The organism is Pseudomonas sp. LH21 (assembly GCF_036549575.1).
In the GTDB taxonomy this organism is placed as follows: domain Bacteria; phylum Pseudomonadota; class Gammaproteobacteria; order Pseudomonadales; family Pseudomonadaceae; genus Aquipseudomonas; species Aquipseudomonas peradeniyensis.
The window spans coordinates 3,168,305-3,192,500 of the sequence record NZ_CP144367.1 but is presented as its reverse complement, the minus strand read 5'-3'; the positions used below and the strand labels follow the sequence as shown (position 1 = coordinate 3,192,500).

Here is a 24,196-nt window from a genome sequence, read left to right as displayed (position 1 = left end):
GCAGGCATCGAACGGGTGGTTTTTGCCCGGGGCGATGCGAGGAGTGCCTGGTAGAAGGGAGTTGCAGTTTACCCATGTTCATCGAAACACCACGTCTTGTCCTGCGTCCCTGGGCCGAGCGGGACATCGAAACCTTTGCCCTGATCAATGCCGACCCCGAAGTCAGGCGCTACTACTACCCATCGATACTGTCGCCCGATGAAACCAGGTCGATGCTCGCGGATTGCGATCAACATCTGCAGGTCCATGGGTTCGGTTTCGTCGCTGTCGAACGCAAGGTCGATGGCGTATTGGTCGGCGGGCTTGGACTGTCCTTGACCGGGGATGAGATACCGGGCGGCCCGCACGTCGAAATCGGCTGGATCTTCGGACGCCACCACTGGCGACAGGGGTATGCATTCGAGGCGGCCAGCGCATGCCTGGAGCACGCCTGGTCGACGCTTGGGCTAAGGCAGGTCATCGGCTACACCTCCGGTATCAACACCCCGTCGCGGGCTTTGATGGAGCGGTTGGGTATGCGCTCGGATCCGGCGGAGGACTTCCCCGACCCGACGGTGCCTGAAGGCAATGCATTGCGGCCGCATGTGCTCTACCGAATCGACAGGCCGGCCTGAAAGCCAGGCGATATAGCGAACCGGCCTACCGCCCTCGTCACCTGGGGCTAGTCTTGTAGATCGTAAGCAGACTATTAAAAAGGATGGTGGGTGTCTGACCCTGTCCAGGGCTTGCTGCTGGGGTGGTTGGAGTCTGTATGAGCCGTTTGATGATGGCAGTGGCCACCAGCCTGTTGCTGGTGGGCTGCGCACACGATCCCGATATCCGTGCGGGCCGCGACAACACCTTCGGCATGACTGCGAAAAGCCCGCCGGAGTACCTGAATTGCGTCAAGGCCGAGCTTCCCGATACGGCCAAGACCTATGTCGTGCAGAACCAGGGCGCCCTGGAGCTGTTTGTCGCCAGCACCGATCCGAACAAGGCCGAGGGCCTGGTCAAGGTTCAAGGCTCCGCCGGGCGGCAGCAGTTCTCGGCGTACCAGCGGGATGCCTGGTATGACAAGGGGCGCCTGCTCGATGCGGCGCTGATGTGTTCGCGGGTATGATAGCAGCGTGAGCATGCCGTACGGCTGTGGAAACAGGACAGCAGCGAGGGCGACTCGCTGTACTTCCTCGACCCGGACGGCCACCAGCTCGAAGCCCATGTCGGCGATCTGCAGTCGCGGCTGGCGGCCTGTCGGGTCAAACCCTACGCGGGCATGGCGTTCTACGACTGACGCATCCGCGCCATGCACAGCGCATCGACGTACACCCCGTCGCGCACGCCATAATCGCGCAGCCGGCCTTCGGTTTCGAAGCCGAACTTGCGATACAGCGCCAGCGCCGGCTCATTGTCGGCGTAGACGGTGAGCTGGACCCGCCGCAGGTTCATCCAGTTGTCGGCGATGTCGAGGATGGCCGTCATCAGCCGCGAGCCGACGCCCTTGCCTTGCCAGGCCTGGGCAACGCCCATGAGCAGTTCGCCCAGGTGCGCCTGGCGGATGCGTGTGCTCTGGTCGAGGCCGATATTGCCGATCACCTGGCCTTGGTGCACCGCCACCAGGCGGACCTGGCGTTCGTGATAGGCGGCCAGGCGTTCACGCCAGACCTCGACGGACTGATAGGGCATCTGCAGCACCTGGCGGCACACGGCTGGTTCGTTGTAGAGCGCGGCGATGCCCTGCAAGTGCTGCTCGGCAAAACGTTCGATGACGATGTCGGGCGATGCGTCGTTCACTGTGTTTCCATCCTTTGAAAAACGAGTGGCGCCCCAGTGTACGGGGCGCAGGCCCGGGCTGGCCAGGGGCGATGCCCTGGCAAGAAAGCGGATGCGCCGGCACGCCGCGATGGGTACAGTGCAGTGATCGTCGTCCTGCCGGAGCCTGCCATGTCCTGTGCCTTCACCCTCATGCAATCGCCCGTCGGCACCCTGACCCTGGTGGCGCGAGGCGAGCGGCTGGGCGCCGTGCTGTGGGAGCACGAGCGGGAAAACCGGGTGCGCCTGGGCGAACTGCACCGTGATGACCAGCACGGCGTGCTGCGCGAGACCGCCCGCCAGCTGGGCGAGTACTTTGCAGGACAACGCCAGCGCTTCGAGCTGGAACTGGACTTCGTCGGCACCGAGTTCCAGCGTGAGGTCTGGGCGGCGCTCTTGACCATCCCCTTCGGCCAGACTCGCAGCTACGGCGAGATCGCCCGGCAGATCGGCAAGCCCGACGCGGTCCGCGCGGTGGGCGCGGCCAACGGACGCAATCCGATCTCGATCATCGCGCCATGCCACCGGGTGATCGGGGCCTCGGGTAGCCTGACCGGTTTCGCTGGTGGATTGCCGGCCAAGCAGTTCCTGCTGGCGCTGGAGGGGCGGCAGAGCCTGGCGCTGGCGTTCTAGGCTGCGAGGCTTGAGGTGTCTCGGTTCTGTAAGATTTTTGTAAAATTGTTCATTTGAATTGTGAAGAACTGTAAGGTGCCTGTGTGTATCTTCAAGGACTTCACTCGCCAATGTCTTCTTCTCCCTCGCAGCCGTATGCTGCTTGTGGGGCGCTCTCCAGCTTCGAGGCGTGTCGCAATACCCAGCGGGGGCCAGTCGTGATTCTAGGATCCGGCGTATCGGCCAAGGATTTTCCCATTGCTGAATTTTCCAGCGTGCCCGTGATCGCCATGAACGGTTCCATCGCCATGCTCGACGCCGCCGGCCTGGGGCCCTTCTTCTACTTGTGCACTGACCGGGACTTTCCTCGCCAGCAACCCGAGTTGTTTGCCACGGCCGTGCGCACCAGTGCGCACCTGGCCTTGTGGCCGGAGCAACTGGAGTCGCTCGAGGTGCCGCCGGGCACCGTCTGCTACCCGCTGAGCAAGGCGAAGGATCCTGGCCTTGCAGACTGGCTGGGCGCGCGTGATGGGGTCTATGTGCGCAACCGCGCGTTGTGGAGCAAGCGCTCCCGCTCGATCGGCTTCAGCAAGGACCTCTCCCACGGCTTCTTCGATGCGCGCACGGTGGCTTATGTGGCGTTGCAGCTGGCCTATCACCTGGGCTTCGATGACGTGCTGCTGGTGGGGCTGGACATGAACCAGGCAGCCGGGCGGTTCTACGAGCGTGAGGGGCAGGCGCGTTCGCCTTGTGGGCTTGACCAGCACTGGGAAAGCCGCATCCTGCCGTCGCTGTCGCTGATGGCGGACCAGGTGCTAAACCGCGATTTTCGCGCCTACAACCTGTCAGCCTCGTCACGCATTCCGGACACTGTCATACCCAAGATCAGTTTGTCCGAAGCACGCCGGCTGGCTTGCCTGAACCCAGCATTTCAAGCGAGCCAGATACAGGCCAGCAATGACAACAATGCCAGGACGGTTCCGACGACCAGGCTGTAATGCCGGTGGGCGCGTCGTGCGTGGGATTCGACTTCACGCAAGTAAAGGCGTGGTGATGGTGCATCGGGGCGATGACGCAAGCCTTCGGCGAGGTCGGCCAGGCGACCACGGATCAACAGCCCCACCAGGTAATAACTGCCGGCGTAGCTGCCCAGTGTCAACAACAGGTATTTCATCTGGCCTGATCCCTGGCGTGAGTACGAGCGCCGAGGATACTATCGGGCATGCAGCCTCCACCAGTCGTGAGGCAGCACTTTCATGGATGAGGATTCGATGAGCCGCGCCGCCATACCTGTTGATTCATTGATTATCCCGCATGCAGAAGTTGCGGGCTTCCGCCATTGCCGGGCCATCGACCTGGCGGACGACGAGCAACCGGCCATGGCGTACTTCCTGCGCCTGATGACGAGCATGCCCGGCTGGATCGACGAGATGATGGTGTTGCGCAACCGCCTGGTCGGGCTGTTCGGGTTGAAGAACCTGGGCCGGCTGACCGCCATCGATCAGACCCGCGCACCGGGCAGTTACCGGCCTGGAGAGCGGGTGGGCATCTTTACTTTGGTCAGCAACAGCGAGCATGAGGTGCTGCTGGCCGATTGCGATCACCACCTGGACGTGCACATTGCCCTGATGCGTCGCCCGACGGCCCCCGGGCGGTGCGAGGTGCTGGTCAGCACCGTGGTGCGCACGCACAACTGGCTGGGCCGCCTGTACATGTTGCCGGTGGCGCCATTCCATCGGCTGATCGCGCCCATCGCCCTGCGCCGGCTGGCGCGGTGACGATCAGGACGGCGGTGCGAAGCGTTGACGGAACCAATCGCCAAGCATGGCCTTTTCCGCATACAGCCGGTCGTTGCTGCCAAGGCGGCCGGGGCGGCTGAGGTACATCTTGTCGCTCAGGTGTTCCTGGGCCTTGAGCGCGGGTTGCCCGGGCTGCTGGAGGGTGTAGTAGAGGTCGATGCTGGGCCAGGTGACCTCGCGCATGAAACGCACATCGTAGGCCTGGCTGTGCCAGGGCTCGAAACGTCCGGCCAGGTCGATGTCGCGGATGTCGATGACCAGTTGCTGGCCGGGTCGCAGGTAGCGCTGGCCGAGCTTCTGCAGGTGTTGGGTGAGGGCTTTCATCACCTGCGGGTCGGCGCCTTGGGGGTAGCCGCGGTTGTCGAGGCTGGCATCGCGGAATTTTTCCGGGTGGTCGAAACGCACCTCGACCTGCGCGGTCGGAACGCCCTGTGCCATGCTGTCGAATGCCAGCACCAGCAACAGGGCGCTGGCCAGGGTGGTACGCATGATGCACCTCCGGGTTTGGGCGGCTTGCCTGCCTATTTTACGCCGGTGCGGGGCATAAGCAGAGGACTGATGCAATGAGCGCTTTTCGGCGGATGACCGCCAATACCCGCGGGCGTGACCTGGCCGTGGGCGATATTCATGGGCACTTCGAGCGCCTTCAGGAATGCCTCGAGGCCGTCGAGTTCGATCCGTTGGTCGACCGCCTGTTCAGCGTCGGCGACCTGGTCGACCGTGGGCCGGCCAGCCCGCAGGCGCTGGAATGGCTGGCCAAGCCCTGGTTTCACGCGGTGCAGGGCAACCACGAGTCGCTGGCGGTCAATCATCTGCGCGGCGGGCGGGTCGACCTGGACATGTACCGGGCGGCCGGCGGCGGCTGGTTCCTCGACCTGCCGAAAACACAGCAGGCGCGTTTCGTCGAGGTGTTCGAGCGGTTGCCGATTGCGTTGCAGGTCGACACGCCCGACGGGCCGGTCGGGCTGCTGCACGCCGACAGCCCCTTTGACGACTGGGAGCGTTTGTGCGCGAACCTGCAGGCCGGGGGCGATCTGCAGGTGCGCGAGGTGTGCCAGTGGTCGCGACGGCGCCTGAAGGAGGGCGACAGTCGACCGGTGAAGGGCTTGCGGGCCTTGCTGGTCGGGCACACACCGGTGCTGGAGATGAAGGTGCTGGGCAATGTCTGGCATCTGGACACCGGCGGCTGGAGCCGTGGCTACTTCAGCCTGCTCGAGCTGCGGCGGCTGACGCTGCTCAGTCCAAGGCCAGGTGCATGAGCACGCCACTGGCGAGCAGGATCAGCATCACCCCCGAGGCCCGCTCCAGCCAGGGCAGGGCATGGGCGAAGCGGCGCAGCACCTGCTGGTTGCCGATGGCCACCGCCACCAGCAGGTCCCAGGCCAGGACGATGCCGCACATCCAGGTGCCATAGGCCAGCTTGGCCAGGGCGCCGCTGCTGGCGATCATGCTCGCCAGGCTGGCGTAGAACAAGGCGTTCTTCGGATTGAGGATGCCCGAGGCGAAGCCCATGCCCAGGCGGTTCAGCCAACCACCGATGTGCGATGCCGTGCGGGGCTCGGCACCGATTACGCTGCTCTGCCCGGCATGGCGCAGGAACAGCTGCCCGAGGTAAAGCAGGTAGCCACAGCCGGCCAGTTGCAGGGCGACGAACAAAAGGCTGTCGGCTTGCAGAAACGATACCCCGGCGAAGGCCGCGCCGATGAACACGCCATTGGCCAGGGCGATCCCTACGCAGGCGCCGCTGGCCACCCGCCAGCCGGCGCTGGCCGAAGTGCGGGCAACCAGGAAGAAGTCCGGGCCGGGGGAGAGCAGGGCGAGAAAGTGAGCGCTGGCGATAAGCAGGAACAGTTGCATGGTGCAGGCTTCCAGGGAGAGGAAGCTGCACTCTAGGGCCACTGCTTGAGCCGGTATTGAAGAATATTGCAGGGGTGTGGCTGCGGATTTACCGTGACCAAGCGCCGTGACGAAAGGGCTGCATGGCTCAGAAAGTCGCCTTGACCTGCAACCCGAACACCAGCGCGTCCTTGATGTCGTTGCCGGAAAACGCCCCCGGCTCGACGATGTACTGCACATCAGGCCGCAGGTTCAACCACGCGGTGGCCTGGTAGCCATAGCTCAGCTCGACCAGTTGCTCGGCGCTGTCGAGGTTCGGGAAGGGCTGCCCGGCGTCCAGGGCGGCGTCTTCCAGCACCTCGCGGCTACGTGGGTTCGCTACCGCGCGGCCATATCCCAATGCGACGGTATCCCGTGGCCGGTTTGTGAACGGCTTGTAGAGCACCAGCCCCGCACCATACCACTTGGTAAACGGCGAGGCGGCCTTGCTCGACGCCGAGTACTGGCCGAAGGCATGCAGGCTGCGCTCAGGCGATGCCGGGTCGTTCCACACAGCCTGGTCGACCAGCAGGTAATGGCCGCCACGACCGGCGACTTCCGCGCTGCTGCCGATGCGCTTGGCGTTCGAGCTGTCGTAGTAGTAACCGAGCTTGTACTCGCCAGGCAGTTCGCCGCGCAGCTTGTACACCAGCTCCACCGGGACCACGGTGCCGGTGGTGTGCTTGGGCCCCAGGTGCCAGGCACGGCTGGAATTGCCGTTGCTCTCGGGGTCGACGTTGAATGCCGCCAGCCGCAGTTGCCAGTCGGGCGTCAGGTCGTACTTCACCCGTACGCCGAGGTGGGCGTTGGGATAGTTGGTCCAGCCGCTGCCGCCGGACATGTTCAGCGGGTGACCGCAGAAGCCGGCGTTCATGAAGTTGCACAAAATGCCGCTGTCCAGCCCGCCGAGATCATTGCCCATGGCCATGTAGCCGAGCTTGAGGTTCAGCGCCGGCGACAGGTTGCGCTCGTAGCTGAGCTCGGTCAGGCGGGTGTAGAGACCACCGTAGTTTTCCTGGATCGGCAGGCGGTTGCCCACCAGGTCCTCCGAGGCGCTGTTGCCGCAGCGGTCGTTGATGGTCAGCTGGACCTTGCCGCCGTTGGCCAGGCCGTACAGCTTCGACAGGTCGAACTGCACGCCGAGTTTGAGGTTCTGCGAGTAGCGGGCCGAGCGGTGCAGGCCGCCATGGGCGTTGTAGGCGGTCTCGCCGCTGTAGTCGCCGGTGAAGGTGATGCCGTCTGCTTCGAGCTGGTGGCGCAGGCCGCCCCAGTCGCCGGTCAGGGTGTTGTCGTCGGCGAGAGACGCGGTGCTGGTCAGCACAAGAAAGAAGGGAGTGAAACGAAGAACACCGGGCATTGCGTAATCTCGGGTTGTGTGTAGGGCCCCTTCGCGGGTAAACCCGCTCCCACAGGGACCGCACAAGTTGCAGTCCAGTGAAAGTCCTGTAGGAGCGGGTTTACCCGCGAAGGGAGCGACGCGGATCAGGGCAGGGCGTACGCCATCACGTAGTCGCCACGATCAGTCGACTGGCGTGCGCCACCGGCGGTGACCACTACGTACTGCTTGCCGGTTTTCGGCGACACATAGGTCATCGGGCCGCCCTGGCTGCCGACCGGCAGGCGGGCCTTCCAGATTTCGTTGCCGTTGCCGCTGTCGTAGGCGCGCAGGTAGAAGTCCTGGGTGCCGGCGATGAACACCAGGCCGCCTTGGGTGGGCAGGGTGCCGCCCAGGGTCGGCAGGCCAATCTTGATCGGCAGGTGCATGCGGATGCCCAGGGGGCCTGTGTCCTCGACGGTGCCGACCGGCACTTGCCAGGCGATCTGTCGGGTCTTCATGTCGATGGCGGTGAGGGTGCCGAACGGCGGCGCCTGGCACGGAATACCGGCCACCGACAGGAAGCGGTTCTTGTTCACCGCGTACGGTGTGCCCTTGAGCGGCACCGCGCCCATGCCAGTGTTCAGTGCTTCGCCACCGCCTGCGGCGGCACCTTTGTTCTGCGACGGGATCATCTGGATCCACAGGCCCAGGCGCATGTCGTTGACGAAGATGAAACCATGCACCGGATCGGTGGAGAGGCTGCCCCAGTTCATGCCGCCCAGTGAGCCCGGAAAACTCAGCGACAAGTCGGTGCCGGGCGCGGTGTACAGGCCGTCGTAGCGCATCTTCTTGAAGTCGATGCGGCACAGCAACTGGTCGTACGGAGTGGCGCCCCACATGTCCGACTCGGTCAGGGTCTGCGCGCCGATCTGCGGCATGCCCACCGACTTCGGCTGGGTCGGCGAGTACGGCTCGTTGGGGATGTTGCCCGGCTTGACCGGTACTTCGTCGACCTGGGTCAGCGGCTTGCCGGTGGCGCGGTCGAGCACGTAGATCTGCCCGGCCTTGGTGCCGATCACCAGTGCGGGCACGGTGTTGCCGTCATCCTTGGTGAAGTCGATCAGGCTTGGCTGCATCGGCAGGTCGAAGTCCCAGAGGTCGTTGTGCACGGTTTGGTACACCCACTTTTCGTTGCCGGTGGTTGCGTCCAGGGCAAGCACCGAGGCGCCGTAGGTGTGGTCAAGCTTGTTGCGTTCGACGCCGTAGATGTCGGTGGACGAGGAGCCCATCGGCAGGAACAGGGTGTTCATCGCCGGGTCGTACGACATCGGCGCCCAGCTGTTGGGGGTGCTGCGCACGTAGGTCTGGTCGCCTTGCGGGGCGTCGCGGTCCTGCGGGTTGCCCGGGTCGAAGGCCCAGCGCTGGGCACCGGTGATCACATCGAAGCCACGGATCACGCCGCCGGGCATGTCGGTCTGCACATTGTCGGCGACGCGGCCGCCGACCACCACGGTGGTGCCGGCCATCAGCGGCGCCGAGGACAGCTGGTAGTAAGAGTCCGGCACGTTACCCAGGCCAGCCTTGAGGTCGACCTGGCCGTTGTCGCCGAAGCCTTCGCAGAACGCGCCGGTGTCGGCATCGACCGCGATCAGGCGGGCATCGATGGTGTTGGTCAGCAGGCGGCGCTGGCAGTTGGCGCCGGCTGGCACGCTGGCCGCGCTGACGGGTGTGCTGTCGGGTTGGGATGGCTGGGCGATCGGCGCGCTGGCGTCGAAATAGGCCATGCCACGGCAGCGCTGCCAGACCTTGGACTGGGCGTTGATGGCGTTCTTCCACAGTTCCTTGCCGGTGTCGGCGTCGAGGGCGATCAGGTTGTTGTGCGGGGTACAGATGAACACCTTGTCGCCTACTTGCAGCGGGGTGAGCTGGTCTTCGGCGCCGTTGCCGTCGCTGAGGGCGACGTCACCGGTGTGGTAGGTCCAGGCCACCTTGAGCTGGTCGACGTTGCCTCGGTTGATCTGGTCCAGCGCGGCGAAGCGGCTGCCGCCCTCGGTGTTGCCGTAGTGGGCCCAGTCTTTCTGTTGCTGGCCCGGCTCCACCGGGGTCAGGTCCGGGCCCTTGCCGGTGGGGGCGACGCTGGGATGGGCGACGAACATGTTGCCGGCGGCGATCACCAGCGCCACGCCCAGCAGGCCGGCGACGCCATAGGCGCCACGCGCAGGGCCTTGGACCAGTTGCGGATACACCAGCGCCACCGCCAGGCCGATGGCGGCGAACATGAACAACCTCGAGAACAGCGGCCAGAACACCAGCCCGACATCGGTCACGGCCCAGACGGCGGTGCCGGCGAGAAACACCGCGTACAGCCAGGCGCCGGCCGGCTTGCGACGGGCTATGAGGATACCGGCAATGGCCATGGCCAGGCCGCCGACCAGGAAGTACCAGGAACCGCCCAGGCCGGCCAGCTTGACGCCGCCGGCGGCCAGGAGCAGGCCGAGCAGGGCGATGACGACGCCCAGGCCGACCAGTATGAAGGTTGAGGCGCCGCAGGCGCGGGGTGAGTCTTTCATGCCAGGGATCTCGCAGGTGGAATGCGGTAAGTTTAAGCCCTTAGCAAGCTAATTAACAGGTTAGTACATTTTGCGGCGAGCAAAATTCTGCAGATTACACGCCCCCCTGTAGGAGCGGCCTCGTGCCGCGAAAGGGCCGCAAAGCGGCCCCGGCGATCTTTGCTCAGTACTGAACTCTTGGGGCCGCTGCGCAGCCCTTTCGCGGCACGAGGCCGCTCCTACAGGGGGGCGTAGCCATTCAGACCTGCAACCCCTCCATCAAACAGCGCAACGCCCCCTTCACCCGCTCCGCCGCCGCCTGCGGATCGTCCTGGGCGATCACCCACATGCCGCTGTCGCCCATCGCGCCGTTGATCAGGTGCGCCATGGCCACGGCGTCGAAGGCGCGCAGCCTGCCGGCCTGCTGCAACTCCACCAGCCCCTGGGCCATGGGCCCGATATAGCTGGCTTCCTCCAGCTCGCGCAGGCGCGGGCCGAGTACCCCGGGGGCGTCCTGCAGCAGGATGCGCCGCAGGGCCGGCTCGTGCAGCAGGTCGTAGTAGTACAGGCAGGTGTCGATATAGCCCTCCCACGGGTCGTCGTGGGTGGCGTAGCGGGCGTCGATCGCCTGGTTGATCTCCTCGAGCAGGTGCTCCACCACCGCGGTGAACAATCCGGCCTTGCCGCCGAAATGATGGTGCAGGGCCCCTCGGGTGAGGTCGGCTTCGGCACACAGTTCGTCCATCACCACGGCGGCAAAGCCCTTTTCGGCGAACTGACGGCGGGCGACGGCGATCAGCCGTTCGGTGGTGTCCGCGCTCATGGCGGCGCGGCTGCGGCGAGGGTTGGGCATGGGAGGCTCCGGGTAAAAAAGCAATGCCTGCAAATTAGCATACGTTGCGTATGTCAATAAATAGCATTAGCATACGCGGCGTATGTGAATTGGAGGTTACTACCGTGACTGCCCTCGTTTCACCCAAGAATGTTGCCTGGCTGGGCGAGCTGCCCGGCCTGTTGCGCCTGGCGCTGCCGCTGGTGCTGGGCCTGTCGGCGGCCGAGCTGATCAGCCTGACCGATACCGTGCTGTTGGCCTCGCTGGGCACTGTGGTGCTGGCTTGTGTCGCGCTGACCAGCAGCGCCGGGCTGATCTTCCATGCCGGGCTGTACGGCATGCTTGCTACCCTGAGCGTGCGCGTCGGCCATGCCTATGGCGCCGATGAACCCGGGGCCGTGGCGCGCACCCTGCGTGCCGGGCTGGGTTATGGCCTGCTGGTGGGTATCCTCGGCTGCCTGGCGATGCTGGCCTGCCTGCCATTGGTGCAATGGCTGGGCGTGCCACTGCCCGATGTGGCGCTGCTGACGCCGTACTGGCAGGCGATGGCGGTGTTCCTGATCCCGTACTGCCTGGCGGTGGTGTTCAAGGACGTGCTGGAAGCCATCGGCCGGCCCTGGGTGGGCGTGCTGTTGGTGATGAGCGCGGTGCTGTTCAACATTCCGCTGAGCTACGGCTTGATTCACGGCCATTTCGGTCTGCCGGCGCTGGGCCTGCTGGGCGCGGGCGTCGCCGGGGTGATCGCCGAATCGTTGGCTGTGCTGCTGGCCCTGGCTTACTGGCGCCTGGCGCCTTCGCTGGCGCGTTACCGGCAGGCGCCACAGGGGCCGCGACTAAGCTGGCGCACGCTGCTGGGCGAGGGCTGGCCGCTGGGCCTGGGGTATCTCGCCGAGGCCGGCGCGGTGGTGATCGCCGCCTGGATGCTCGGCTGGCTGGGCAATGCGGCCCTGGCGGCCAACCAGGTGGTGCAGTCGATCGGCGCGCTGCTGTACATGCTGCCGCTGGGCATGGCCGCGGCGGTGAGCATCCGCATCAGCCAGGCCCAGGGCCGCGGCGAGAGGGCGCGCATCCGCGCCATCGGCAGCGCCACCTTTGCCAGCGTTACCGCCTGGATGCTGGTGGCCACCGTGCTGCTTGCGTTGTTCGGCCGTTCCATCGCCGAGGCCATGAGCGATGACCCGCAGGTGATCGCCATCGCCGTGCCGATGTTCGTGGTGGTCGCGGCCATGCAGGTGGCCGACGGTCTGCAGTCCACCGCGCTGGGTGCCTTGCGTGGCCTGCAGGACTACCGCTGGCCGGTGGGGGTGACCCTGGTCAGCTACTGGTTGTTGGCGCTGCCGCTGAGCTACTGGTTGGCCTTCCACTCCTCGCTGGGCGCGGTGGGTGTCTGGGTCGGCTTCGCCTGTGGCCTGGCCGTGGCGGCGGTGCTGCTGCCGTGGCGGTTCTATCGCCTGCAGGCAACGCCCGCCACGGCGGTACTGGCTCAGCCCTGATAGAACACCGCCAGCCATACCGTCGCCACGCCGGGCTCGGTCCATTCCACCCGGTGGCGGCAACCGGGCGGGATGTCCAGGTGGTCGCCGGGGCGCAGCACGCGGGTGTGCGGCTCGTGCTCCAGGCGCAGCCCGGCGCTGCCGCTGAGCACGACCACCCATTCGCCCTCGGCCTGGTCGTACCAGAACCCCGGCGGGCTGGCCTGGCCGCTGGAGACGATACGCTCGATGCGCAGGCCCGGGCGCCGGAGCAGGTCGGTGAACTGCTCGTCGGCGTCGGGCGCGAGGGGGGGCAGGGCGGTGAACAGGTTGTCGGGCATGGGTGTCTCGCGTGGTTGATTCCAGTCGGTGATTGTAGGAAGGTTTCGGCCTTTGCCCCATGGAAGATTGACGATGGACAAGCTGCTGGCGCTCAAGGTGTTCATGGCCACCGCCGAGGCCGGCGGCTTTTCCGCCGCCGCGCGCAGGCTCGGGGTGGCGACTTCCTCGGTGACCCGCCAGGTTGACACCCTGGAACTCGAGCTGGGGGCCAGCCTGCTCAACCGCTCGACCCGCCAGGTCAGCCTGACCGAAGCCGGCGCCAGCTACTACCAGCGGGCCCGCGAGATTCTCGAGGCCTTGGCCGAGGCCGACGCCAGCGTCGCCGATCGGGGCGAGGAGCCGGTCGGCGTGTTGCGCCTGTGCCTGCCGGTGGAGTTCGGTCGCCGGGTCATCGCTCCGCACCTGGGCGCGTTCCTTGCCCGCCACCCGGCACTGGAGCTGGACATCGACCTGAGCGACCGCTTCGACGACCTGCTCGATGGCCGCTACGACCTGAGCATCCGCCTTGGCGAGCCGGCGCCCAGCGATGAACTGGTGTGTCGCCCGCTGGGGCGTTTCGAGCGCTGGCTGGTGGCCAGCCCGGCGTACCTGAGCCAGCAGCCGGTGCTGACCGAACCGCAGCAACTGGCCGCGTGCGCCTGCCTGCGCTTTCGCTACGGCCAGTCGGCGCGGCCGTGGCGGCTAAGCCTGGGCGAGCAGCGCCTGGAACTGGATGTCAGCGGCCCGTTGCGCAGCGCCAACGCCGACCTGTTGCGCGAGGCGGCCATTGCCGGCAGCGGCGTGGCGCTGCTGGCCGACTGGCTGGTGCGCGAGGATGTCGAGGCCGGGCGCCTGCAACGGTTGTTTGCCGACTGGACGGTGAGTCCGGGGGCGGCCAGCGCCAGCATCAACGCCCTGTACCTGCCCAACCACCGCGGCTCGCGCCGGGTCATGGCGTTCGTTGCCTTCTGCGAGGAACTGCTGGTCGGCTGAGGCGTTGCGCGCCACGCAAAGGCCCGTTGCGCGGGCGATGGATTCTCGCCGGGGCGGTTGTCCGTCACCCTTCGCGCACATCCTTTCGCAAGCCGAGGTACCCTCGTATGAATCCCTCCCTCGCCGTCGCCCAGGCATCGGCCCCGGGCCTGAGCCGCGCCCTGGTGACGCTGCTGGCGTTCTGCTGCGGCGCCATCGTCGCCAACATCTACTACGCCCAGCCCATCGTCGGCCTGATCGCGCCGGACCTGGGGCTGCCCGCCGAGCGGGCCAGCCTGATCGTGTCCCTGACCCAGATCGGCTACGCCCTGGGCCTGTTGTTCCTGGTGCCGCTGGCCGACCTGCTGGAGAACCGCCGGCTGATGATCGCCACGGCGGTGCTGGCCACCGGCAGCCTGTTGCTGGCCGGCACCAGCGGCCACGGGCAGGGTGAGATGTTCCTGCTGTACGCGTTGCTGATCGGCTTCAGCTCGGTGGCGGTGCAGATGCTGATACCACTGGCGGCGCACCTGGCGCCGGAGCGTGAGCGTGGCCGGGTGGTCGGCAACATCATGGGTGGGTTGCTGCTGGGTATCCTGCTGGCGCGGCCGCTGGCGAGCCTGGTGGCGGATCACTTCGGCTGGCGCGCGGTGTTTGTCGGCGCCGCCGGAGTGATGGTGGCGATCATCCTGCTGCTGGCGTTGACCTTGCCGCGCCGGGTGCCGGAGCACAAGGCCAGCTATGCCGGGCTGATGGCCTCGTTGCTGGTGCTGTTGCGTCGCCATCCGGCGTTGCGCCAGCGGGCGTTGTACCAGGCGCTGATGTTTGCCGCATTCAGCCTGTACTGGACGGCGGTGCCGCTGGCGCTGGCCAGCGAGCACGGCCTGTCGCAGAGCCAGATCGCGCTGTTCGCCCTGGTGGGGGCGGTGGGCGCGGTGGCGGCGCCGCTGGCCGGGCGCCTGGCCGATGCCGGGCATGCGCGACGTGCTTCGCTGCTGGCGATGGCCCTGGCGCCGCTGGCGTTGCTGCTGGGTCTGAGCGCGCCGGGCGCCAGCGTGATCGGCCTGGGGTTGAGCGGGGTGCTGCTGGATTTCGCCGTGCAGATGAACATGGTCATCGGCCAGCGTGAGGTGTACGCGCTGGATCCGGCCAGTCGCGGCCGGCTGAATGCCTTGTACATGACCAGTATCTTCCTCGGCGGGGCATTGGGCTCGGCGCTGGCCAGCGGGGTGTATGCGCAGTACGGTTGGAGCGGCGTGGCGTTGCTGGGCGCGGGATTGCCGGCGCTGGCGCTGATGGTGTTCCTGAGCGTTTCCCGGCGTTGATCTCCGGGGCTTCTATCGCCCCAGCGGCAGGGCCACGCCGATCAGCGCGAACAGGCTCCCGCAGCAGCGGTTGAACTTACGGCCGCCCTTGGCCAGCCACGGGCGGATGCGAAACGCCAGGCGTGCCAGCAGGTACTCCACCAGGCATTCGACACTGGCGAAGGTCGCCGCCATCACCACGAACTGCACCAGCAAACCGCGCTGCGGATCGATGAACTGGGGCAGGAACGCGCCATAGAACAGCAGCACCTTGGGGTTGGCCAGTGCCGCCAGGCAGCCCTGGCGGAACAGCCCGGCATTGCTCAGCGCCACGCCGCCGCGAGGTTGCTCCAGGTGCAGCGCCGGGCTGCGCCACAGCTGGATCCCCAGCCAGAGCAGGTAGGCCCCCCCGACCCATTTGAGCACCGTCAGCACCGAGGCCGAGGCCTGCAGCAGTGCGCTCAGGCCGAACATGGTCAGGGCGATCAGGAGACTGAAGCCCAGCACCCCACCGAGGATAGTGAACAGCGTACGGCGGGCGCCATATAGCGCGCCATGGGTCAGGGCCAGCAAGCTGTTCGGACCTGGGGTCAGCGACAGGCCGATGCTGGCGAGCAGGTAGATGAGCCAGGTGTCGAGTGCCATGGGGGAGCCTTGTGGGTGTGCAGGGCGCCAGTGTAGGGCAGGGCAGTGGAAATACAGGGTAGTATCTGGTCATTGAACGGTTATATCTGGACATTCCTGAATGACACCTGACCTGCGACTGCTGATCCTGCCGTTACCGGAGTTCGCCCTGCTGCCGTTCGGCGCGTTCCTCGACAAGCTGCGCTTTTCCGCCGACGACGAGGACTACAGCCGCCAGCGCTATTGCCGCTGGACCGTGCTCGGGCTGGACCGGGAGCCAGTGGTTTCCAGCAGCGCAGTGATGGTCCAGGTCGAGGCAACCCCTGCGGACATCCGCTGGGGCGACTACGACCACCTGGTGCTGTTCGGCGGGCGCAACGCCAGTGCCACGGCGGCCTTGGCGCCGCGTTACCAGGCCCTGCTCAAGCAGGCGAGCAAGGCCGGGGTGAAGCTGGTGTGCGTCGACAACGCAGCCTTCCTGCTGGCCGCCTGTGGCCTGCTGGACGGTCATCAGGTGGTCGTGCACTGGCGCCATGAGGCGGAGTTTCGCCTGGCCTTTCCCCGCGTGCGCCTGCTGACCGGGCAGCTGTTCTGCTTCGATGGTGAGCGGATCACCTGCGCCGGCGGCACGGCGGCCATCGACCTGGCGGTGGAGCTGATCGCCCGCGCCAGTGGCCGCGCCCGGGCGCTCAAGGGCCTGGCCGACATGCTGGTGGACGAGAGCCGGGATAGCCTTCACGCCCTGCGTTCGCTGGACGCTGGTGTCGGGCAGGGACGCCAGGTGCAGCGTGCCACGGCGCTGATGCGCCATCACCTGGCGGCGCAGTTGCCGGTGGAGGCGCTGGCGGCCGAGCTGGGCATCAGCCGGCGCCAGCTCGACCGCCAGTTCCAGGCGTGTCATGGCATGAGCGCCAAGGCCTGGTGGCAGGAGCTGCGCCTGCAGCAGGCGCGCTGGCGTTTGCTCAATTCCAGCCACAGCCTGGCGCAGATCGCCGATGAAGTGGGGATGGGCGATGCCAGCTACCTGGGCAAGTGGGTTCGGCGGCGCTTCGGCTGCACGGCGCAGGCGTTGCGCAGGTCGTGAAACCGTGAGGTTGCGGGTTTCTGCGAGGCAAAAAAAGCCCGCCATCAAGGCGGGCACAAGGGGCGTAGGGAGCAAAGCACAACTAATTCGGGGTCAGGCAGCGAACACCTGGCCGAGCAGGCGGTCGGCCAGGGTTTCGGCCGAGCGGCGGCTGGTCAACGGGCCGCTGATGGTTTCACCATTGCGCAGCAGGTACCAGCAGGCCAGCAGGCCTTGTTGGCGCAGGTTGCTGGGTACCGCGCTGCCGACTACGGACATGATCTGGATCGGGGCCATGATGGATCTCCTCTCGAACATGGCCCCACCTTACGCAGATGGCTTCAGGGTTTGAAATCAATGTCCTCGATAGTGGTCATTGCTTTTATCAACTATGGCGCTTACCAGCGCGGCGGACCGTAGTACACCGGTGGCGGGCCGTAGTAGCGCCGGTACACCGGTGGCGGCGGGGCGGGCACATAGCGCTCGACCACGTAGGGCTGGTAGTAGACCGGCGGCGGTGGCGCCTGCACATAGACCGGGGGTGGCGGGTAGTAGGCCGGCTGGCGCTCGACGTAGACGGTACGGTCGTGGCCGCCCGATACCGCCGCCCCGACCACCGCACCCACCACCGCCGCGCCGATCACTGGCCCCGGGCCATACCAGCCGCCACCATGGGCCGATGCCTGCCCGCTGATGGCCAACGCGCCGACCAGCAGGGCGATTCCGGGAATCAAACGCTTCATGGCGACACCTCGCAAGACAGCCCCACGCACGGGGCCTGATAACTATGACCGCGGCTACGGTAAAGTGCGCGCCGGCAAAGGGTAAAGGTTGTGTAAGGGGCGACCGGCGGCAGGGTCTGGTACGCTGGCACAATCGATTCAGCCATGACAGAGGAACCGCGATGAGCCATTCACCGAGCAGGGACACGGTGCTGTGCATCTCCCTGGCCGGGCGCCCCGGGACGTTCGGCGTGCGCTTTCACAACCATCTCTACCGCCAGCTGGGGCTGGATTACTACTACAAGGCCATGACCACACAGGACCTGCCTGGCGCCGTAGCCGGTATTCGCGCACTGGGGATCCGTGGTTGCGGCGTGTCGATGCCGTACAAGGAGGCCTGTCTGGCGCTGGTGGACGAGGTCGATCCGTCCGCCGCGGCCATCGCCTCGGTGAACACCCTGGTCAACACCAATGGTCATCTCAAGGCCTACAACACCGACTACCTGGCGGTGCGCCAGCTGCTGGCCCGGCACCAGGTCGATCCAGCGACCGCGTTCGCCCTGCGCGGCAGCGGCGGCATGGCCAAGGCGGTGGCCAGTGCCCTGCGTGACGCAGGATTTCGTGAGGGCACTATCGTCGCTCGCAACGAGCAAGCCGGGCGACAGTTGGCGGATGTCTGCGGGTACCGCTGGCTGCCGGACCTGGGCGATCGGTGTCCGCCCATGCTGGTCAATGTCACGCCGATCGGCATGGCCGGAGGGCCGGAGGCTGAGCAGTTGGCATTCAGTGAAGCCGCCATCGCGGCGGCGCAGCAAGTGTTCGACGTGGTGGCCATGCCCGCGCGGACACCACTGATCCGCGCCGCCGAGGCGCTGGGCAAACCGGTGATCACCGGGCTCGATGTCATCGCGTTGCAGGCGCTGGAGCAGTTCGTGCTGTACACCGGGGTGCGGCCGACGGCCGAGCAGGTAGACGCGGCAGTGGCGTTTGCCCGGGATATCTGACCGCATCGTGGCGACCTGCAGGAGATCGCCAAGTCTTTCGGGCTTTACTGTCGCGCAGGGCGCAAAGCTGCAAGCATCATCAGCGTGGGAGCGGGCTTGCCCCGCGATGTGATATGGCACCGGCCTTGCCGGTGATCGCGGGGCAAGCCCGCTCCCACGCTGTCCCGGTGAAATCAAAAAGTTTCGATTTTTTCTGGGAGTGCGAGAACGCCTCCGTTCAGAACACCCGCCGGTCAGCCTCGTCCAGCTGCTGGTCAACCAGCGCCCGGCCATGGGCCAGGGATACATGCTGGGCATTGTCCAGGTCGGCGAAGAACTTCATCGGCATCGAGATCCGCCGGCTGCTGTGGCCCGCGGGATCGGTGATCACGCAGCCGGCCGCATAGGGCAGGGGCGAGTCGGGGTGGGGCATCACGCTGGCGGTGATGGTGTGGTCGCGGTATTCACAGTGAAGGGTTTGCATCGTCCTTACCTCGCTGTGGCTGGGAACAGGCGTTCCTTCTTGATACCACAGCGAGGGGCCGGGAGTTCCCGGCCCGACGAGCGCGACCGACGATCAGGCCTTGAGTTCGGTCGGCTGGATGATCTCGACCCAGTAGCCGTCCGGGTCCTTGACGAAGGCCAGGTGCTTCATGCGGCCATCGCTCAGGCGCTTCTGGAACGGCACGCCCAGGGCTTCGAAGCGGGTGCAGGCGGTGACCACGTCCGGTACCGAGATGCAGATGTGACCGAAGCCGCGCGGGTCTGTGTTGCCATTGTGGTAGGCGAACTCAGTGTCGTTCTCGGTGCCGTGGTTGTGGGTCAGCTCGAGCACGCCGGGGATCGACTTCATCCACTGGTGGCGCTCGGCGTCGTCCACCGGGATGGCCTTCTGGTCGACCAAGGCCAGGAAGTACAGGCTGAAGGCCGCTTCCGGGAAGTCGCGCTTGTCCACCAGGCTGAAGCCCAGCACGCGGGTGTAGAAATCCAGGGACTTTTCGATGTCCTTTACCCGCAGCATGGTGTGGTTGAACACGAAGTTGGCGGTGGCGGTGTCCGGCTGGGCGGTGACGCCGGGCAGGGTTTGCAGATCGTGCAGGCTCATGGGTACTCCTGAATCAGGGCCTAAAACAGGCGGACCATGATACGGGAGTCCCTCGCCAGCGCAAATGAAAGCGCCCCGCACGAGTGCGGGGCGCCGGAATTAGAGGCCCGCATGTGCGGGCGCGTGATGGGGTCGCTAGTCCTTTAGCTGGTTCGATAGTGGGCCTGCGCATGTGAAAAAAGTGTGAAGCAGGTGTCGAGGTTTCATCAGCGCACCCAACTTTCCACCGTCTGCGCTCCGTACTGTTCCTTCCAGGCTTTCAGCCCCCGGTGGTTGCCGCCCTTGGTTTCGATCCGCTCGCCGGTATGCGGGTTCTGGTAGACCTTCACCACTCGGGGGCGACGCTGCTGCTTGATCGGCGCCGGGGCGCGGCTCACGGCCTTCGGATCGAGGATGGCGATGATGTCGCGCAGGTTCTTGTCATAGCTTTTCATCAGGCCGACTAGTTTCTGCTCGAATTCGATTTCGCGTTTAAGGCCGGCATCCTTTTTCAGCGCTTCCAGTTGTGCCATCTGTTCCTTGAGCGCTTTTTCGGCAGCACGAAACTCTGCAAGTCTGGACACTGTCATCACTCCTGTAAGTCTGTCGTGGCGGGACGTGACGAACATGAAACCAGACTGAACGCCGGCCACGTGGATGGGTAAAGCTGTTCGCTAAGCGAGAGTGTAGTAGTCGCTTGCGAGTGGGTAAACAGCAAACTTTCAATCAATTAGTGGGGAACTTTGCCGGTTTTTCACGCGTTATTCGAACCGACCCGGCCAGAGGCTTTAGACCATGGTCCCATGGCTCATGCTAGAGCCCTTGGCGCAAAATTATGGATGATGGTCGAAATGTATTCGTTCATCGCGTAGTGCCGGTGCAGATGACTGCCCGGATGGTTTTTCGCCTTTCTTTTGGATGTTCCCTCGCATGTTTGCCCCTTTTCCCATCGCCCCTGGGCGCCGAGTTGCCGGCCTGTTCTTCCTGTGTGCCGGTGTCAACGCCCAGGCCGCCGGTTTTCTTGAAGACAGCAGTGCCAAGGTCGAAGCACGCAATGTCTATTTCAACCGGGACTTTCGTGACGGCCACAGCAGTTCCAAACAGGGCGCGTCGAAACGCGAAGAGTGGGCGCAGGGCTTTATTCTCAATGTCCAGTCCGGTTATACCCAGGGGCCGGTCGGCTTTGGTGTGGATGCCTTGGGCATGGTCGGTTTCAAACTCGACTCCAGCCCCGCCGACAGCAATAGCGGTCTGTTGCCGTCTTCCGGCCACGACCCGCGCCACTCCGCCGACCAGTACGCCAAGATGGGCGTCGCCGGCAAGGTGAAAGTGTCCAACACCGTGCTCAAGTACGGGTCGATGATGCCGGATGTGCCGCTGCTCAAGTACAACGACGGCCGCCTGCTGCCGACCATGTTCCACGGTGCCTGGCTGACCTCCGAGGAAGTGCGCGACCTCAAGTTCACCCTGGCGCGCCTGAACCAGTACACCGCGCGGGATTCCACCGACCGCCAGGACATCCGCGTGCATTGCAAGAACAAGCGCTACGCCTGCGACATCGAGGCCGACCACTTCGACCTGGCCGGTGTCGACTACCGCTTCAACGAGCGGGTCAGTGCCCAGTACCAGGTCTCCAAGCTCGAGAACATCTATCGCCAGCACTTCCTCGGCCTGGTCGCCAGCCAGCCCCTGGAGGTCGGCACGCTGTCGGCCGACCTGCGGCTGATCAAGAGCGACGATATCGGCAACGCCCGCGCCGGGCACATCGACCACCGCGCCTTCAGCGGCATGCTCGGCTACAGCCTCGGGGGCCACAAGCTCAGCGCCGGCTGGCAGCGCATGTACGGCGACAGCGCCATGCCGTACCTCGATGGCAGCAACCCGTACCTGGTCAACTACGCCCAGGTCAACGACTTCGCCGCCGCCCAGGAGCGCTCCTGGCAGGTGCGCTACGACTATGACTTCAAGGCCCTGGGCGTGCCCGGCCTGACCTTCTTCACCCGCTACATCAACGGCGACAACGTCAAGGTCCCGGGCAGCAATGCCGAGGGCAAGGAATGGGAACGCGACAGCGAGCTGAAGTACCAGGTGCAGTCCGGCACCTTCAAGGACGTCAGCGTGCGCCTGCGCAACTCCACCTACCGCAGCAACTACGAGAAGTGGGCGCGTGACATGGACGAGACCCGGGTCATCGTCAGCTACAACTTCTCGATCTTCTGAGCCGCTTTGCGAAAGGGCCGGTGGTCGGTCGACAATGACCACTGGCAACCAGGCAGGGCAGGCGATGAAACAGCTTCTACTGATCGGCATCGGGCCGGGCGATCCACGTCAGGTCACCTATGAGGCGGTGGAGGCCCTGCGCCGCGCCACGGTGTTCTTTGTCCTCGACAAGGGCAGCGACAAGGATGAACTGGTGCGCCTGCGCCGGGCCATCCTCGAGCGCTATCGGCCCGAGGGCGGCTACCGCCTGGTGCAGGTCGCGGACCCGCGCCGGGATGGCCAGGCGCCGGATTATGTCGGCGCGGTGCAGGACTGGCACGTCCAGCGCGCCGCGTTGTACGTCCGCCTGATCGAGGACGAACTGGGGGCCGACGACGTCGGCGCCTTCCTGCTCTGGGGCGAGCCCGGGCTGTACGACAGCACTTTGCGCATTCTCGACCTGGTACGCGAACGAGGCGTGGCGCTGGCCTTGCAGGTGATCCCCGGCATCAGCAGCATCCAGGCCCTGTCCGCCCGCCACCAGATTCCCCTCAACCGCATCGGCGAGCCGCTGACCGTGCTGCCGGGCCGACGCCTGGGCGAACAGGCGCGGATCGACAATGTGCTGGTGATGCTCGACGGCCAGTGCGCCTTTGCCGCCCTGGACGACCCGCAACTGGTGATCTATTGGGGGGCCTACCTGGGCACGCCGGACGAGCTGCTGGTCAGCGGGCCGTTGTTGGCGGTGAAGGCGCGTATCGTGCAGCTGCGCGAGGAGGTGCGGCGGCGCAAGGGGTGGATCATGGATACCTATTTGTTGCGCAGGGAGGGGTAGTGGTGCCCATGCTGTAATTTCGTCGGGCCAACAAGGCAGACCAGGCATTGGTACAGGATTGATTGGCCCGAAACAGATGTAGGAGCGGCCTTGTGCCGCGATGCGCCGCGCGGGCGGCGCTCGATCTCAAGAGCGCTGCCGATCCATCGCCAACCCCATCAAGGCCGCTGCGGCACCACCGAGCTGCCAAAACTGTTACCCATGCGTGTCGAAGTCGCCGCCGGCGTCGCCAGCCCCATCTGGTTCGGCGCCCTGCGCTGCATCTGCCGCGCCGGATCCAGCTGTTCGCGCAGCCCCTTGGCCGCGCGCGGATCACTGCCTTGCAACTGCTGGGTCAGGCAGTCATAGGCCAGCGCACGCGACTGCCCGACCTGCACGTCGATGCAACCCTGGCCGTCCTTGGGCGGTTCGGCGAACGCCGGCAGGCCGCAGGCCAGCAGCAGGGGCAGGGCGGTCAGGGGCAGGCGGGCCATGGCGAGTCTCCGGGCAGTCGTTCTTCGCCGCAGTCTAGCGCCTGCAGGTCGCAATCGGGGTGAAGCTTTGGTTGCCGCAGGCTGTCACCACAGCGTCATACACAGGCCCCAGGATGACGTTTCCCCGGCGACGGCGGCCAGCAAGGAGGCCCGGACAGCTGTGCGTGCATTGCTTGTGGTCGGCGCGCTGATGCTGGCCTGGTTGGTGACGGCCCCCGGGCTGCGTGGCCAGCCATTGCTGACGCTGGATATCCCGGCCCAGGCGCTGGACCGGGCGCTGGACAGCTTCGGTCGGCAGAGCGGCCTGGCGGTGCTGGTCGACCAGGCGTTGCTCGCCGGCCAGCGCTCCAGCCAGGTCCTGGGTCGTTACCCTGCACGTGAAGGCCTGCAGCGACTGTTGCAGGGCACCGGCTTGCAGGCGCACTACAGTGGCGGCGGCTTCACCCTGCAACCGCTGCGCCTGCGCGCAGCGGCCGAGCGTGGGCGCAACGGCGGCCCGTCATCGGGCAGTTATGCGCTGGCGTTGCAACACGCGGTCGAGCGCGCGCTGTGCGCTTCGCCATTGACCCGCCCAGGCGCTTACCGGGCGGCCTTGCAGGTATGGATCGACGCCGGTGGTCAGCTGGTGCAGAGCCGCCTGTTGGCCTCGACCGGCGATTTCGCCCGCGACGCCGCGCTGGTCGAGCGCCTGCGCACGGTGCGTCTGGAACAGGCGCCGCCGACATCCCTGGCGCAGCCGCTGACCCTGCTGCTGCGTCCGGAACCTATGGATTGCCCACTTTCGCAAGGAGCTGCGGCGGCATGAACAAACCTCGGGACAGTGCGCTGGTCAAGCTGTTTCTGACCTCCTACGACGCCTTCAGGGTACGCCTGAGGCGTCGGCTCGGTTCTGACGACCTGGCCAATGACGTGCTGCAGGAAACCTACCTACGGGTCGACCGCATGGACGCGACGCACGACCTGCAGCGCCCCGGCGCCTACCTGTACCGCATGGCCCTGAACGTCGCCGCCGACCGCCGCGAGGCCGACGCCCGGCTGCTCACTGGCGCCGAGGTCGAGGCGCTGCTGCAGGTGGCCGAAGACCAGGACCCGGCGCGCATCGTCGGCGGCCAGCGCGAGATCCAGAACCTGTTGGGTGCCCTCTACGAGCTGCCGGCCCGGCGTCGGCGGATCTTTATTGCCGCCCGCCTGGAGGAGGCCTCGCACCTGGAAATCTCCCAGCGCTTCGGCATCTCCACGCGCACGGTGGAGAAGGAACTCAAGGCGGCGCTGGGGCATTGCGCGATGCGCCTGGACCGAAAAGTGTTTCAGCGGTTCGGTCCCGGCGCGGGAAAACCGTCTTGAACGATAGTCGACCTCTTCATGTGAGCC

The 24,196-nt window shown here is 65.9% G+C and carries 30 protein-coding genes and 1 pseudogene; 16 read left to right on the top strand and 15 right to left on the bottom strand.

What is annotated here, in order from left to right:
* The first annotated feature begins 74 nt into the window (after window positions 1–74).
* The 3 genes and pseudogenes from VUG52_RS14465 to VUG52_RS14455 all read left to right on the top strand — a co-directional run.
* Entirely contained in the window at window positions 75–614 is a 540-nt protein-coding gene (locus tag VUG52_RS14465) for a GNAT family N-acetyltransferase (RefSeq protein WP_262951459.1), read from the top strand.
* Between the two features lie 137 nt (window positions 615–751).
* On the top strand, window positions 752–1,099 hold the full coding sequence (locus VUG52_RS14460; RefSeq protein ID WP_371263140.1) for a hypothetical protein: 348 nt from the start codon (window positions 752–754) through the stop codon (window positions 1,097–1,099).
* A gap of 6 nt (window positions 1,100–1,105) precedes the next feature.
* Window positions 1,106–1,270: pseudogene (locus tag VUG52_RS14455) on the top strand (hypothetical protein); the annotation flags it as partial.
* On the opposite strand, the gene VUG52_RS14450 reads toward VUG52_RS14455, so the two are convergent.
* Entirely contained in the window at window positions 1,261–1,770 is a 510-nt protein-coding gene (locus tag VUG52_RS14450; protein ID WP_050705405.1) for a GNAT family N-acetyltransferase, read from the bottom strand. The pseudogene VUG52_RS14455 and the gene VUG52_RS14450 overlap by 10 nt on opposite strands.
* A gap of 150 nt (window positions 1,771–1,920) precedes the next feature.
* Here VUG52_RS14450 and VUG52_RS14445 point away from each other — a divergent pair, with 150 nt between their 5' ends.
* Window positions 1,921–2,421 (top strand): methylated-DNA--[protein]-cysteine S-methyltransferase, encoded by a 501-nt coding sequence (locus VUG52_RS14445; RefSeq protein WP_050705406.1) that lies wholly within the window; start codon window positions 1,921–1,923, stop codon window positions 2,419–2,421.
* A gap of 110 nt (window positions 2,422–2,531) precedes the next feature.
* On the top strand, window positions 2,532–3,398 hold the full coding sequence (locus tag VUG52_RS14440) for a lipopolysaccharide biosynthesis protein (protein ID WP_262951462.1): 867 nt from the start codon (window positions 2,532–2,534) through the stop codon (window positions 3,396–3,398).
* Here VUG52_RS14440 and VUG52_RS14435 read toward each other — a convergent pair.
* Window positions 3,332–3,574, bottom strand: a complete 243-nt coding sequence (locus VUG52_RS14435) for a hypothetical protein (RefSeq protein WP_262951463.1) — start codon at window positions 3,572–3,574, stop codon at window positions 3,332–3,334. The genes VUG52_RS14440 and VUG52_RS14435 overlap by 67 nt on opposite strands.
* 82 nt (window positions 3,575–3,656) lie before the next feature.
* On the opposite strand from VUG52_RS14435, the gene VUG52_RS14430 reads away from it, so the two are divergent.
* Window positions 3,657–4,178, top strand: a complete 522-nt coding sequence (locus tag VUG52_RS14430; RefSeq protein ID WP_262951464.1) for a DUF2867 domain-containing protein — start codon at window positions 3,657–3,659, stop codon at window positions 4,176–4,178.
* A 3-nt stretch (window positions 4,179–4,181) separates the two neighbouring features.
* Here the strand turns inward: VUG52_RS14430 and VUG52_RS14425 are convergent, their stop codons facing one another.
* On the bottom strand, window positions 4,182–4,688 hold the full coding sequence (locus VUG52_RS14425; protein WP_050705408.1) for a DUF3016 domain-containing protein: 507 nt from the start codon (window positions 4,686–4,688) through the stop codon (window positions 4,182–4,184).
* Between the two features lie 74 nt (window positions 4,689–4,762).
* Here VUG52_RS14425 and VUG52_RS14420 point away from each other — a divergent pair, with 74 nt between their 5' ends.
* Complete coding sequence (locus VUG52_RS14420; RefSeq protein ID WP_262951465.1) at window positions 4,763–5,458, top strand: metallophosphoesterase; 696 nt, start codon at window positions 4,763–4,765, stop codon at window positions 5,456–5,458.
* Here VUG52_RS14420 and VUG52_RS14415 read toward each other — a convergent pair.
* The 4 genes from VUG52_RS14415 to VUG52_RS14400 all read right to left on the bottom strand — a co-directional run bounded on the left by VUG52_RS14415 (window position 5,436) and on the right by VUG52_RS14400 (window position 10,794).
* Window positions 5,436–6,056 carry a LysE family translocator gene (locus tag VUG52_RS14415; RefSeq protein WP_262951466.1) on the bottom strand — a complete coding sequence of 207 codons (621 nt, stop codon included), beginning with the start codon at window positions 6,054–6,056 and terminating at the stop codon, window positions 5,436–5,438. The genes VUG52_RS14420 and VUG52_RS14415 overlap by 23 nt on opposite strands.
* Window positions 6,057–6,183: 127 nt before the next feature.
* Entirely contained in the window at window positions 6,184–7,431 is a 1,248-nt protein-coding gene (locus tag VUG52_RS14410; RefSeq protein ID WP_331831680.1) for a carbohydrate porin, read from the bottom strand.
* A 125-nt stretch (window positions 7,432–7,556) separates the two neighbouring features.
* On the bottom strand, window positions 7,557–9,962 hold the full coding sequence (locus VUG52_RS14405) for a glucose/quinate/shikimate family membrane-bound PQQ-dependent dehydrogenase (protein WP_262951468.1): 2,406 nt from the start codon (window positions 9,960–9,962) through the stop codon (window positions 7,557–7,559).
* Between the two features lie 238 nt (window positions 9,963–10,200).
* Complete coding sequence (locus tag VUG52_RS14400; RefSeq protein WP_186712352.1) at window positions 10,201–10,794, bottom strand: TetR/AcrR family transcriptional regulator; 594 nt, start codon at window positions 10,792–10,794, stop codon at window positions 10,201–10,203.
* 104 nt (window positions 10,795–10,898) lie between these two features.
* Here VUG52_RS14400 and VUG52_RS14395 point away from each other — a divergent pair, with 104 nt between their 5' ends.
* The gene (locus VUG52_RS14395) at window positions 10,899–12,266 is read left to right on the top strand and encodes an MATE family efflux transporter (protein ID WP_262951469.1); all 1,368 of its coding nucleotides are present in this window, start codon (window positions 10,899–10,901) and stop codon (window positions 12,264–12,266) included.
* Here VUG52_RS14395 and VUG52_RS14390 read toward each other — a convergent pair.
* Window positions 12,257–12,586, bottom strand: a complete 330-nt coding sequence (locus VUG52_RS14390) for a cupin domain-containing protein (RefSeq protein ID WP_186712350.1) — start codon at window positions 12,584–12,586, stop codon at window positions 12,257–12,259. The two genes, VUG52_RS14395 and VUG52_RS14390, sit on opposite strands and share 10 nt — an antisense overlap.
* A 73-nt stretch (window positions 12,587–12,659) precedes the next feature.
* Between VUG52_RS14390 and VUG52_RS14385 the strand changes: the two genes are divergently transcribed.
* Both VUG52_RS14385 and VUG52_RS14380 read left to right on the top strand, forming a co-directional pair.
* Entirely contained in the window at window positions 12,660–13,559 is a 900-nt protein-coding gene (locus tag VUG52_RS14385) for a LysR family transcriptional regulator (protein WP_262951470.1), read from the top strand.
* A 107-nt stretch (window positions 13,560–13,666) separates the two neighbouring features.
* The gene (locus VUG52_RS14380) at window positions 13,667–14,863 is read left to right on the top strand and encodes an MFS transporter (RefSeq protein WP_050705419.1); all 1,197 of its coding nucleotides are present in this window, start codon (window positions 13,667–13,669) and stop codon (window positions 14,861–14,863) included.
* Between the two features lie 12 nt (window positions 14,864–14,875).
* Here the strand turns inward: VUG52_RS14380 and VUG52_RS14375 are convergent, their stop codons facing one another.
* Window positions 14,876–15,487: a LysE family translocator gene (locus tag VUG52_RS14375; RefSeq protein WP_262951471.1), complete on the bottom strand. Its 612-nt coding sequence runs from the start codon at window positions 15,485–15,487 to the stop codon at window positions 14,876–14,878.
* Window positions 15,488–15,587: 100 nt separating this feature from the next.
* Here VUG52_RS14375 and VUG52_RS14370 point away from each other — a divergent pair, with 100 nt between their 5' ends.
* Window positions 15,588–16,550 (top strand): GlxA family transcriptional regulator, encoded by a 963-nt coding sequence (locus VUG52_RS14370; protein ID WP_050705421.1) that lies wholly within the window; start codon window positions 15,588–15,590, stop codon window positions 16,548–16,550.
* A 93-nt stretch (window positions 16,551–16,643) separates the two neighbouring features.
* Here the strand turns inward: VUG52_RS14370 and VUG52_RS14365 are convergent, their stop codons facing one another.
* Together VUG52_RS14365 and VUG52_RS14360 are read right to left on the bottom strand one after the other, a co-directional pair.
* Complete coding sequence (locus VUG52_RS14365; protein ID WP_050705422.1) at window positions 16,644–16,826, bottom strand: hypothetical protein; 183 nt, start codon at window positions 16,824–16,826, stop codon at window positions 16,644–16,646.
* A gap of 101 nt (window positions 16,827–16,927) precedes the next feature.
* On the bottom strand, window positions 16,928–17,272 hold the full coding sequence (locus VUG52_RS14360) for a hypothetical protein (RefSeq protein WP_262951472.1): 345 nt from the start codon (window positions 17,270–17,272) through the stop codon (window positions 16,928–16,930).
* A gap of 161 nt (window positions 17,273–17,433) precedes the next feature.
* Between VUG52_RS14360 and VUG52_RS14355 the strand changes: the two genes are divergently transcribed.
* Window positions 17,434–18,255 carry a shikimate 5-dehydrogenase gene (locus VUG52_RS14355; RefSeq protein ID WP_262951473.1) on the top strand — a complete coding sequence of 274 codons (822 nt, stop codon included), beginning with the start codon at window positions 17,434–17,436 and terminating at the stop codon, window positions 18,253–18,255.
* Between the two features lie 217 nt (window positions 18,256–18,472).
* Here VUG52_RS14355 and VUG52_RS14350 read toward each other — a convergent pair whose 3' ends face one another.
* The 3 genes from VUG52_RS14350 to VUG52_RS14340 form a co-directional block, all read right to left on the bottom strand.
* Window positions 18,473–18,718: a hypothetical protein gene (locus tag VUG52_RS14350; RefSeq protein WP_050705425.1), complete on the bottom strand. Its 246-nt coding sequence runs from the start codon at window positions 18,716–18,718 to the stop codon at window positions 18,473–18,475.
* Between the two features lie 93 nt (window positions 18,719–18,811).
* Window positions 18,812–19,339 (bottom strand): lactoylglutathione lyase, encoded by a 528-nt coding sequence (gene gloA, locus VUG52_RS14345; RefSeq protein WP_050705426.1) that lies wholly within the window; start codon window positions 19,337–19,339, stop codon window positions 18,812–18,814.
* Window positions 19,340–19,545: 206 nt separating this feature from the next.
* Window positions 19,546–19,902 carry a histone-like nucleoid-structuring protein, MvaT/MvaU family gene (locus VUG52_RS14340; protein WP_050705427.1) on the bottom strand — a complete coding sequence of 119 codons (357 nt, stop codon included), beginning with the start codon at window positions 19,900–19,902 and terminating at the stop codon, window positions 19,546–19,548.
* A gap of 346 nt (window positions 19,903–20,248) precedes the next feature.
* On the opposite strand from VUG52_RS14340, the gene VUG52_RS14335 reads away from it, so the two are divergent.
* Together VUG52_RS14335 and cobF are read left to right on the top strand one after the other, a co-directional pair.
* A complete protein-coding gene (locus VUG52_RS14335) occupies window positions 20,249–21,538 on the top strand; it encodes an OprD family porin (RefSeq protein ID WP_050705428.1) in 1,290 nt (429 codons plus the stop codon).
* 64 nt (window positions 21,539–21,602) lie between these two features.
* Window positions 21,603–22,352: a precorrin-6A synthase (deacetylating) gene (gene cobF / locus VUG52_RS14330; RefSeq protein WP_050705429.1), complete on the top strand. Its 750-nt coding sequence runs from the start codon at window positions 21,603–21,605 to the stop codon at window positions 22,350–22,352.
* A gap of 158 nt (window positions 22,353–22,510) precedes the next feature.
* Here the strand turns inward: cobF and VUG52_RS14325 are convergent, their stop codons facing one another.
* Window positions 22,511–22,825 carry a hypothetical protein gene (locus VUG52_RS14325; protein ID WP_050705430.1) on the bottom strand — a complete coding sequence of 105 codons (315 nt, stop codon included), beginning with the start codon at window positions 22,823–22,825 and terminating at the stop codon, window positions 22,511–22,513.
* A 160-nt stretch (window positions 22,826–22,985) separates the two neighbouring features.
* Between VUG52_RS14325 and VUG52_RS14320 the strand changes: the two genes are divergently transcribed.
* On the top strand, window positions 22,986–23,630 hold the full coding sequence (locus VUG52_RS14320) for an STN domain-containing protein (RefSeq protein ID WP_256205984.1): 645 nt from the start codon (window positions 22,986–22,988) through the stop codon (window positions 23,628–23,630).
* Complete coding sequence (locus tag VUG52_RS14315) at window positions 23,627–24,169, top strand: RNA polymerase sigma factor (protein WP_050705431.1); 543 nt, start codon at window positions 23,627–23,629, stop codon at window positions 24,167–24,169. The genes VUG52_RS14320 and VUG52_RS14315 overlap by 4 nt, the downstream gene beginning before the upstream one ends.
* Window positions 24,170–24,196 lie beyond the last annotated feature (27 nt).

Excerpts from the sequence above, each read along its gene's own strand:
- VUG52_RS14465 (WP_262951459.1), top strand. The coding sequence starts at position 75 with ATGTTCATCGAAACACCACGTCTTGTCCTGCGTCCCTGGGCCGAGCGG.
- VUG52_RS14460 (WP_371263140.1), top strand. The coding sequence starts at position 752 with ATGAGCCGTTTGATGATGGCAGTGGCCACCAGCCTGTTGCTGGTGGGC.
- VUG52_RS14445 (WP_050705406.1), top strand. The coding sequence starts at position 1,921 with ATGTCCTGTGCCTTCACCCTCATGCAATCGCCCGTCGGCACCCTGACC.
- VUG52_RS14440 (WP_262951462.1), top strand. The coding sequence starts at position 2,532 with ATGTCTTCTTCTCCCTCGCAGCCGTATGCTGCTTGTGGGGCGCTCTCC.
- VUG52_RS14435 (WP_262951463.1), bottom strand. The coding sequence starts at position 3,574 with ATGAAATACCTGTTGTTGACACTGGGCAGCTACGCCGGCAGTTATTAC.
- VUG52_RS14430 (WP_262951464.1), top strand. The coding sequence starts at position 3,657 with ATGGATGAGGATTCGATGAGCCGCGCCGCCATACCTGTTGATTCATTG.
- VUG52_RS14425 (WP_050705408.1), bottom strand. The coding sequence starts at position 4,688 with ATGCGTACCACCCTGGCCAGCGCCCTGTTGCTGGTGCTGGCATTCGAC.
- VUG52_RS14420 (WP_262951465.1), top strand. The coding sequence starts at position 4,763 with ATGAGCGCTTTTCGGCGGATGACCGCCAATACCCGCGGGCGTGACCTG.
- VUG52_RS14415 (WP_262951466.1), bottom strand. The coding sequence starts at position 6,056 with ATGCAACTGTTCCTGCTTATCGCCAGCGCTCACTTTCTCGCCCTGCTC.
- VUG52_RS14410 (WP_331831680.1), bottom strand. The coding sequence starts at position 7,431 with ATGCCCGGTGTTCTTCGTTTCACTCCCTTCTTTCTTGTGCTGACCAGC.
- VUG52_RS14405 (WP_262951468.1), bottom strand. The coding sequence starts at position 9,962 with ATGAAAGACTCACCCCGCGCCTGCGGCGCCTCAACCTTCATACTGGTC.
- VUG52_RS14400 (WP_186712352.1), bottom strand. The coding sequence starts at position 10,794 with ATGCCCAACCCTCGCCGCAGCCGCGCCGCCATGAGCGCGGACACCACC.
- VUG52_RS14390 (WP_186712350.1), bottom strand. The coding sequence starts at position 12,586 with ATGCCCGACAACCTGTTCACCGCCCTGCCCCCCCTCGCGCCCGACGCC.
- VUG52_RS14385 (WP_262951470.1), top strand. The coding sequence starts at position 12,660 with ATGGACAAGCTGCTGGCGCTCAAGGTGTTCATGGCCACCGCCGAGGCC.
- VUG52_RS14380 (WP_050705419.1), top strand. The coding sequence starts at position 13,667 with ATGAATCCCTCCCTCGCCGTCGCCCAGGCATCGGCCCCGGGCCTGAGC.
- VUG52_RS14375 (WP_262951471.1), bottom strand. The coding sequence starts at position 15,487 with ATGGCACTCGACACCTGGCTCATCTACCTGCTCGCCAGCATCGGCCTG.
- VUG52_RS14370 (WP_050705421.1), top strand. The coding sequence starts at position 15,588 with ATGACACCTGACCTGCGACTGCTGATCCTGCCGTTACCGGAGTTCGCC.
- VUG52_RS14365 (WP_050705422.1), bottom strand. The coding sequence starts at position 16,826 with ATGGCCCCGATCCAGATCATGTCCGTAGTCGGCAGCGCGGTACCCAGC.
- VUG52_RS14360 (WP_262951472.1), bottom strand. The coding sequence starts at position 17,272 with ATGAAGCGTTTGATTCCCGGAATCGCCCTGCTGGTCGGCGCGTTGGCC.
- VUG52_RS14355 (WP_262951473.1), top strand. The coding sequence starts at position 17,434 with ATGAGCCATTCACCGAGCAGGGACACGGTGCTGTGCATCTCCCTGGCC.
- VUG52_RS14350 (WP_050705425.1), bottom strand. The coding sequence starts at position 18,718 with ATGCAAACCCTTCACTGTGAATACCGCGACCACACCATCACCGCCAGC.
- gloA (WP_050705426.1), bottom strand. The coding sequence starts at position 19,339 with ATGAGCCTGCACGATCTGCAAACCCTGCCCGGCGTCACCGCCCAGCCG.
- VUG52_RS14335 (WP_050705428.1), top strand. The coding sequence starts at position 20,249 with ATGTTTGCCCCTTTTCCCATCGCCCCTGGGCGCCGAGTTGCCGGCCTG.
- cobF (WP_050705429.1), top strand. The coding sequence starts at position 21,603 with ATGAAACAGCTTCTACTGATCGGCATCGGGCCGGGCGATCCACGTCAG.
- VUG52_RS14325 (WP_050705430.1), bottom strand. The coding sequence starts at position 22,825 with ATGGCCCGCCTGCCCCTGACCGCCCTGCCCCTGCTGCTGGCCTGCGGC.
- VUG52_RS14315 (WP_050705431.1), top strand. The coding sequence starts at position 23,627 with ATGAACAAACCTCGGGACAGTGCGCTGGTCAAGCTGTTTCTGACCTCC.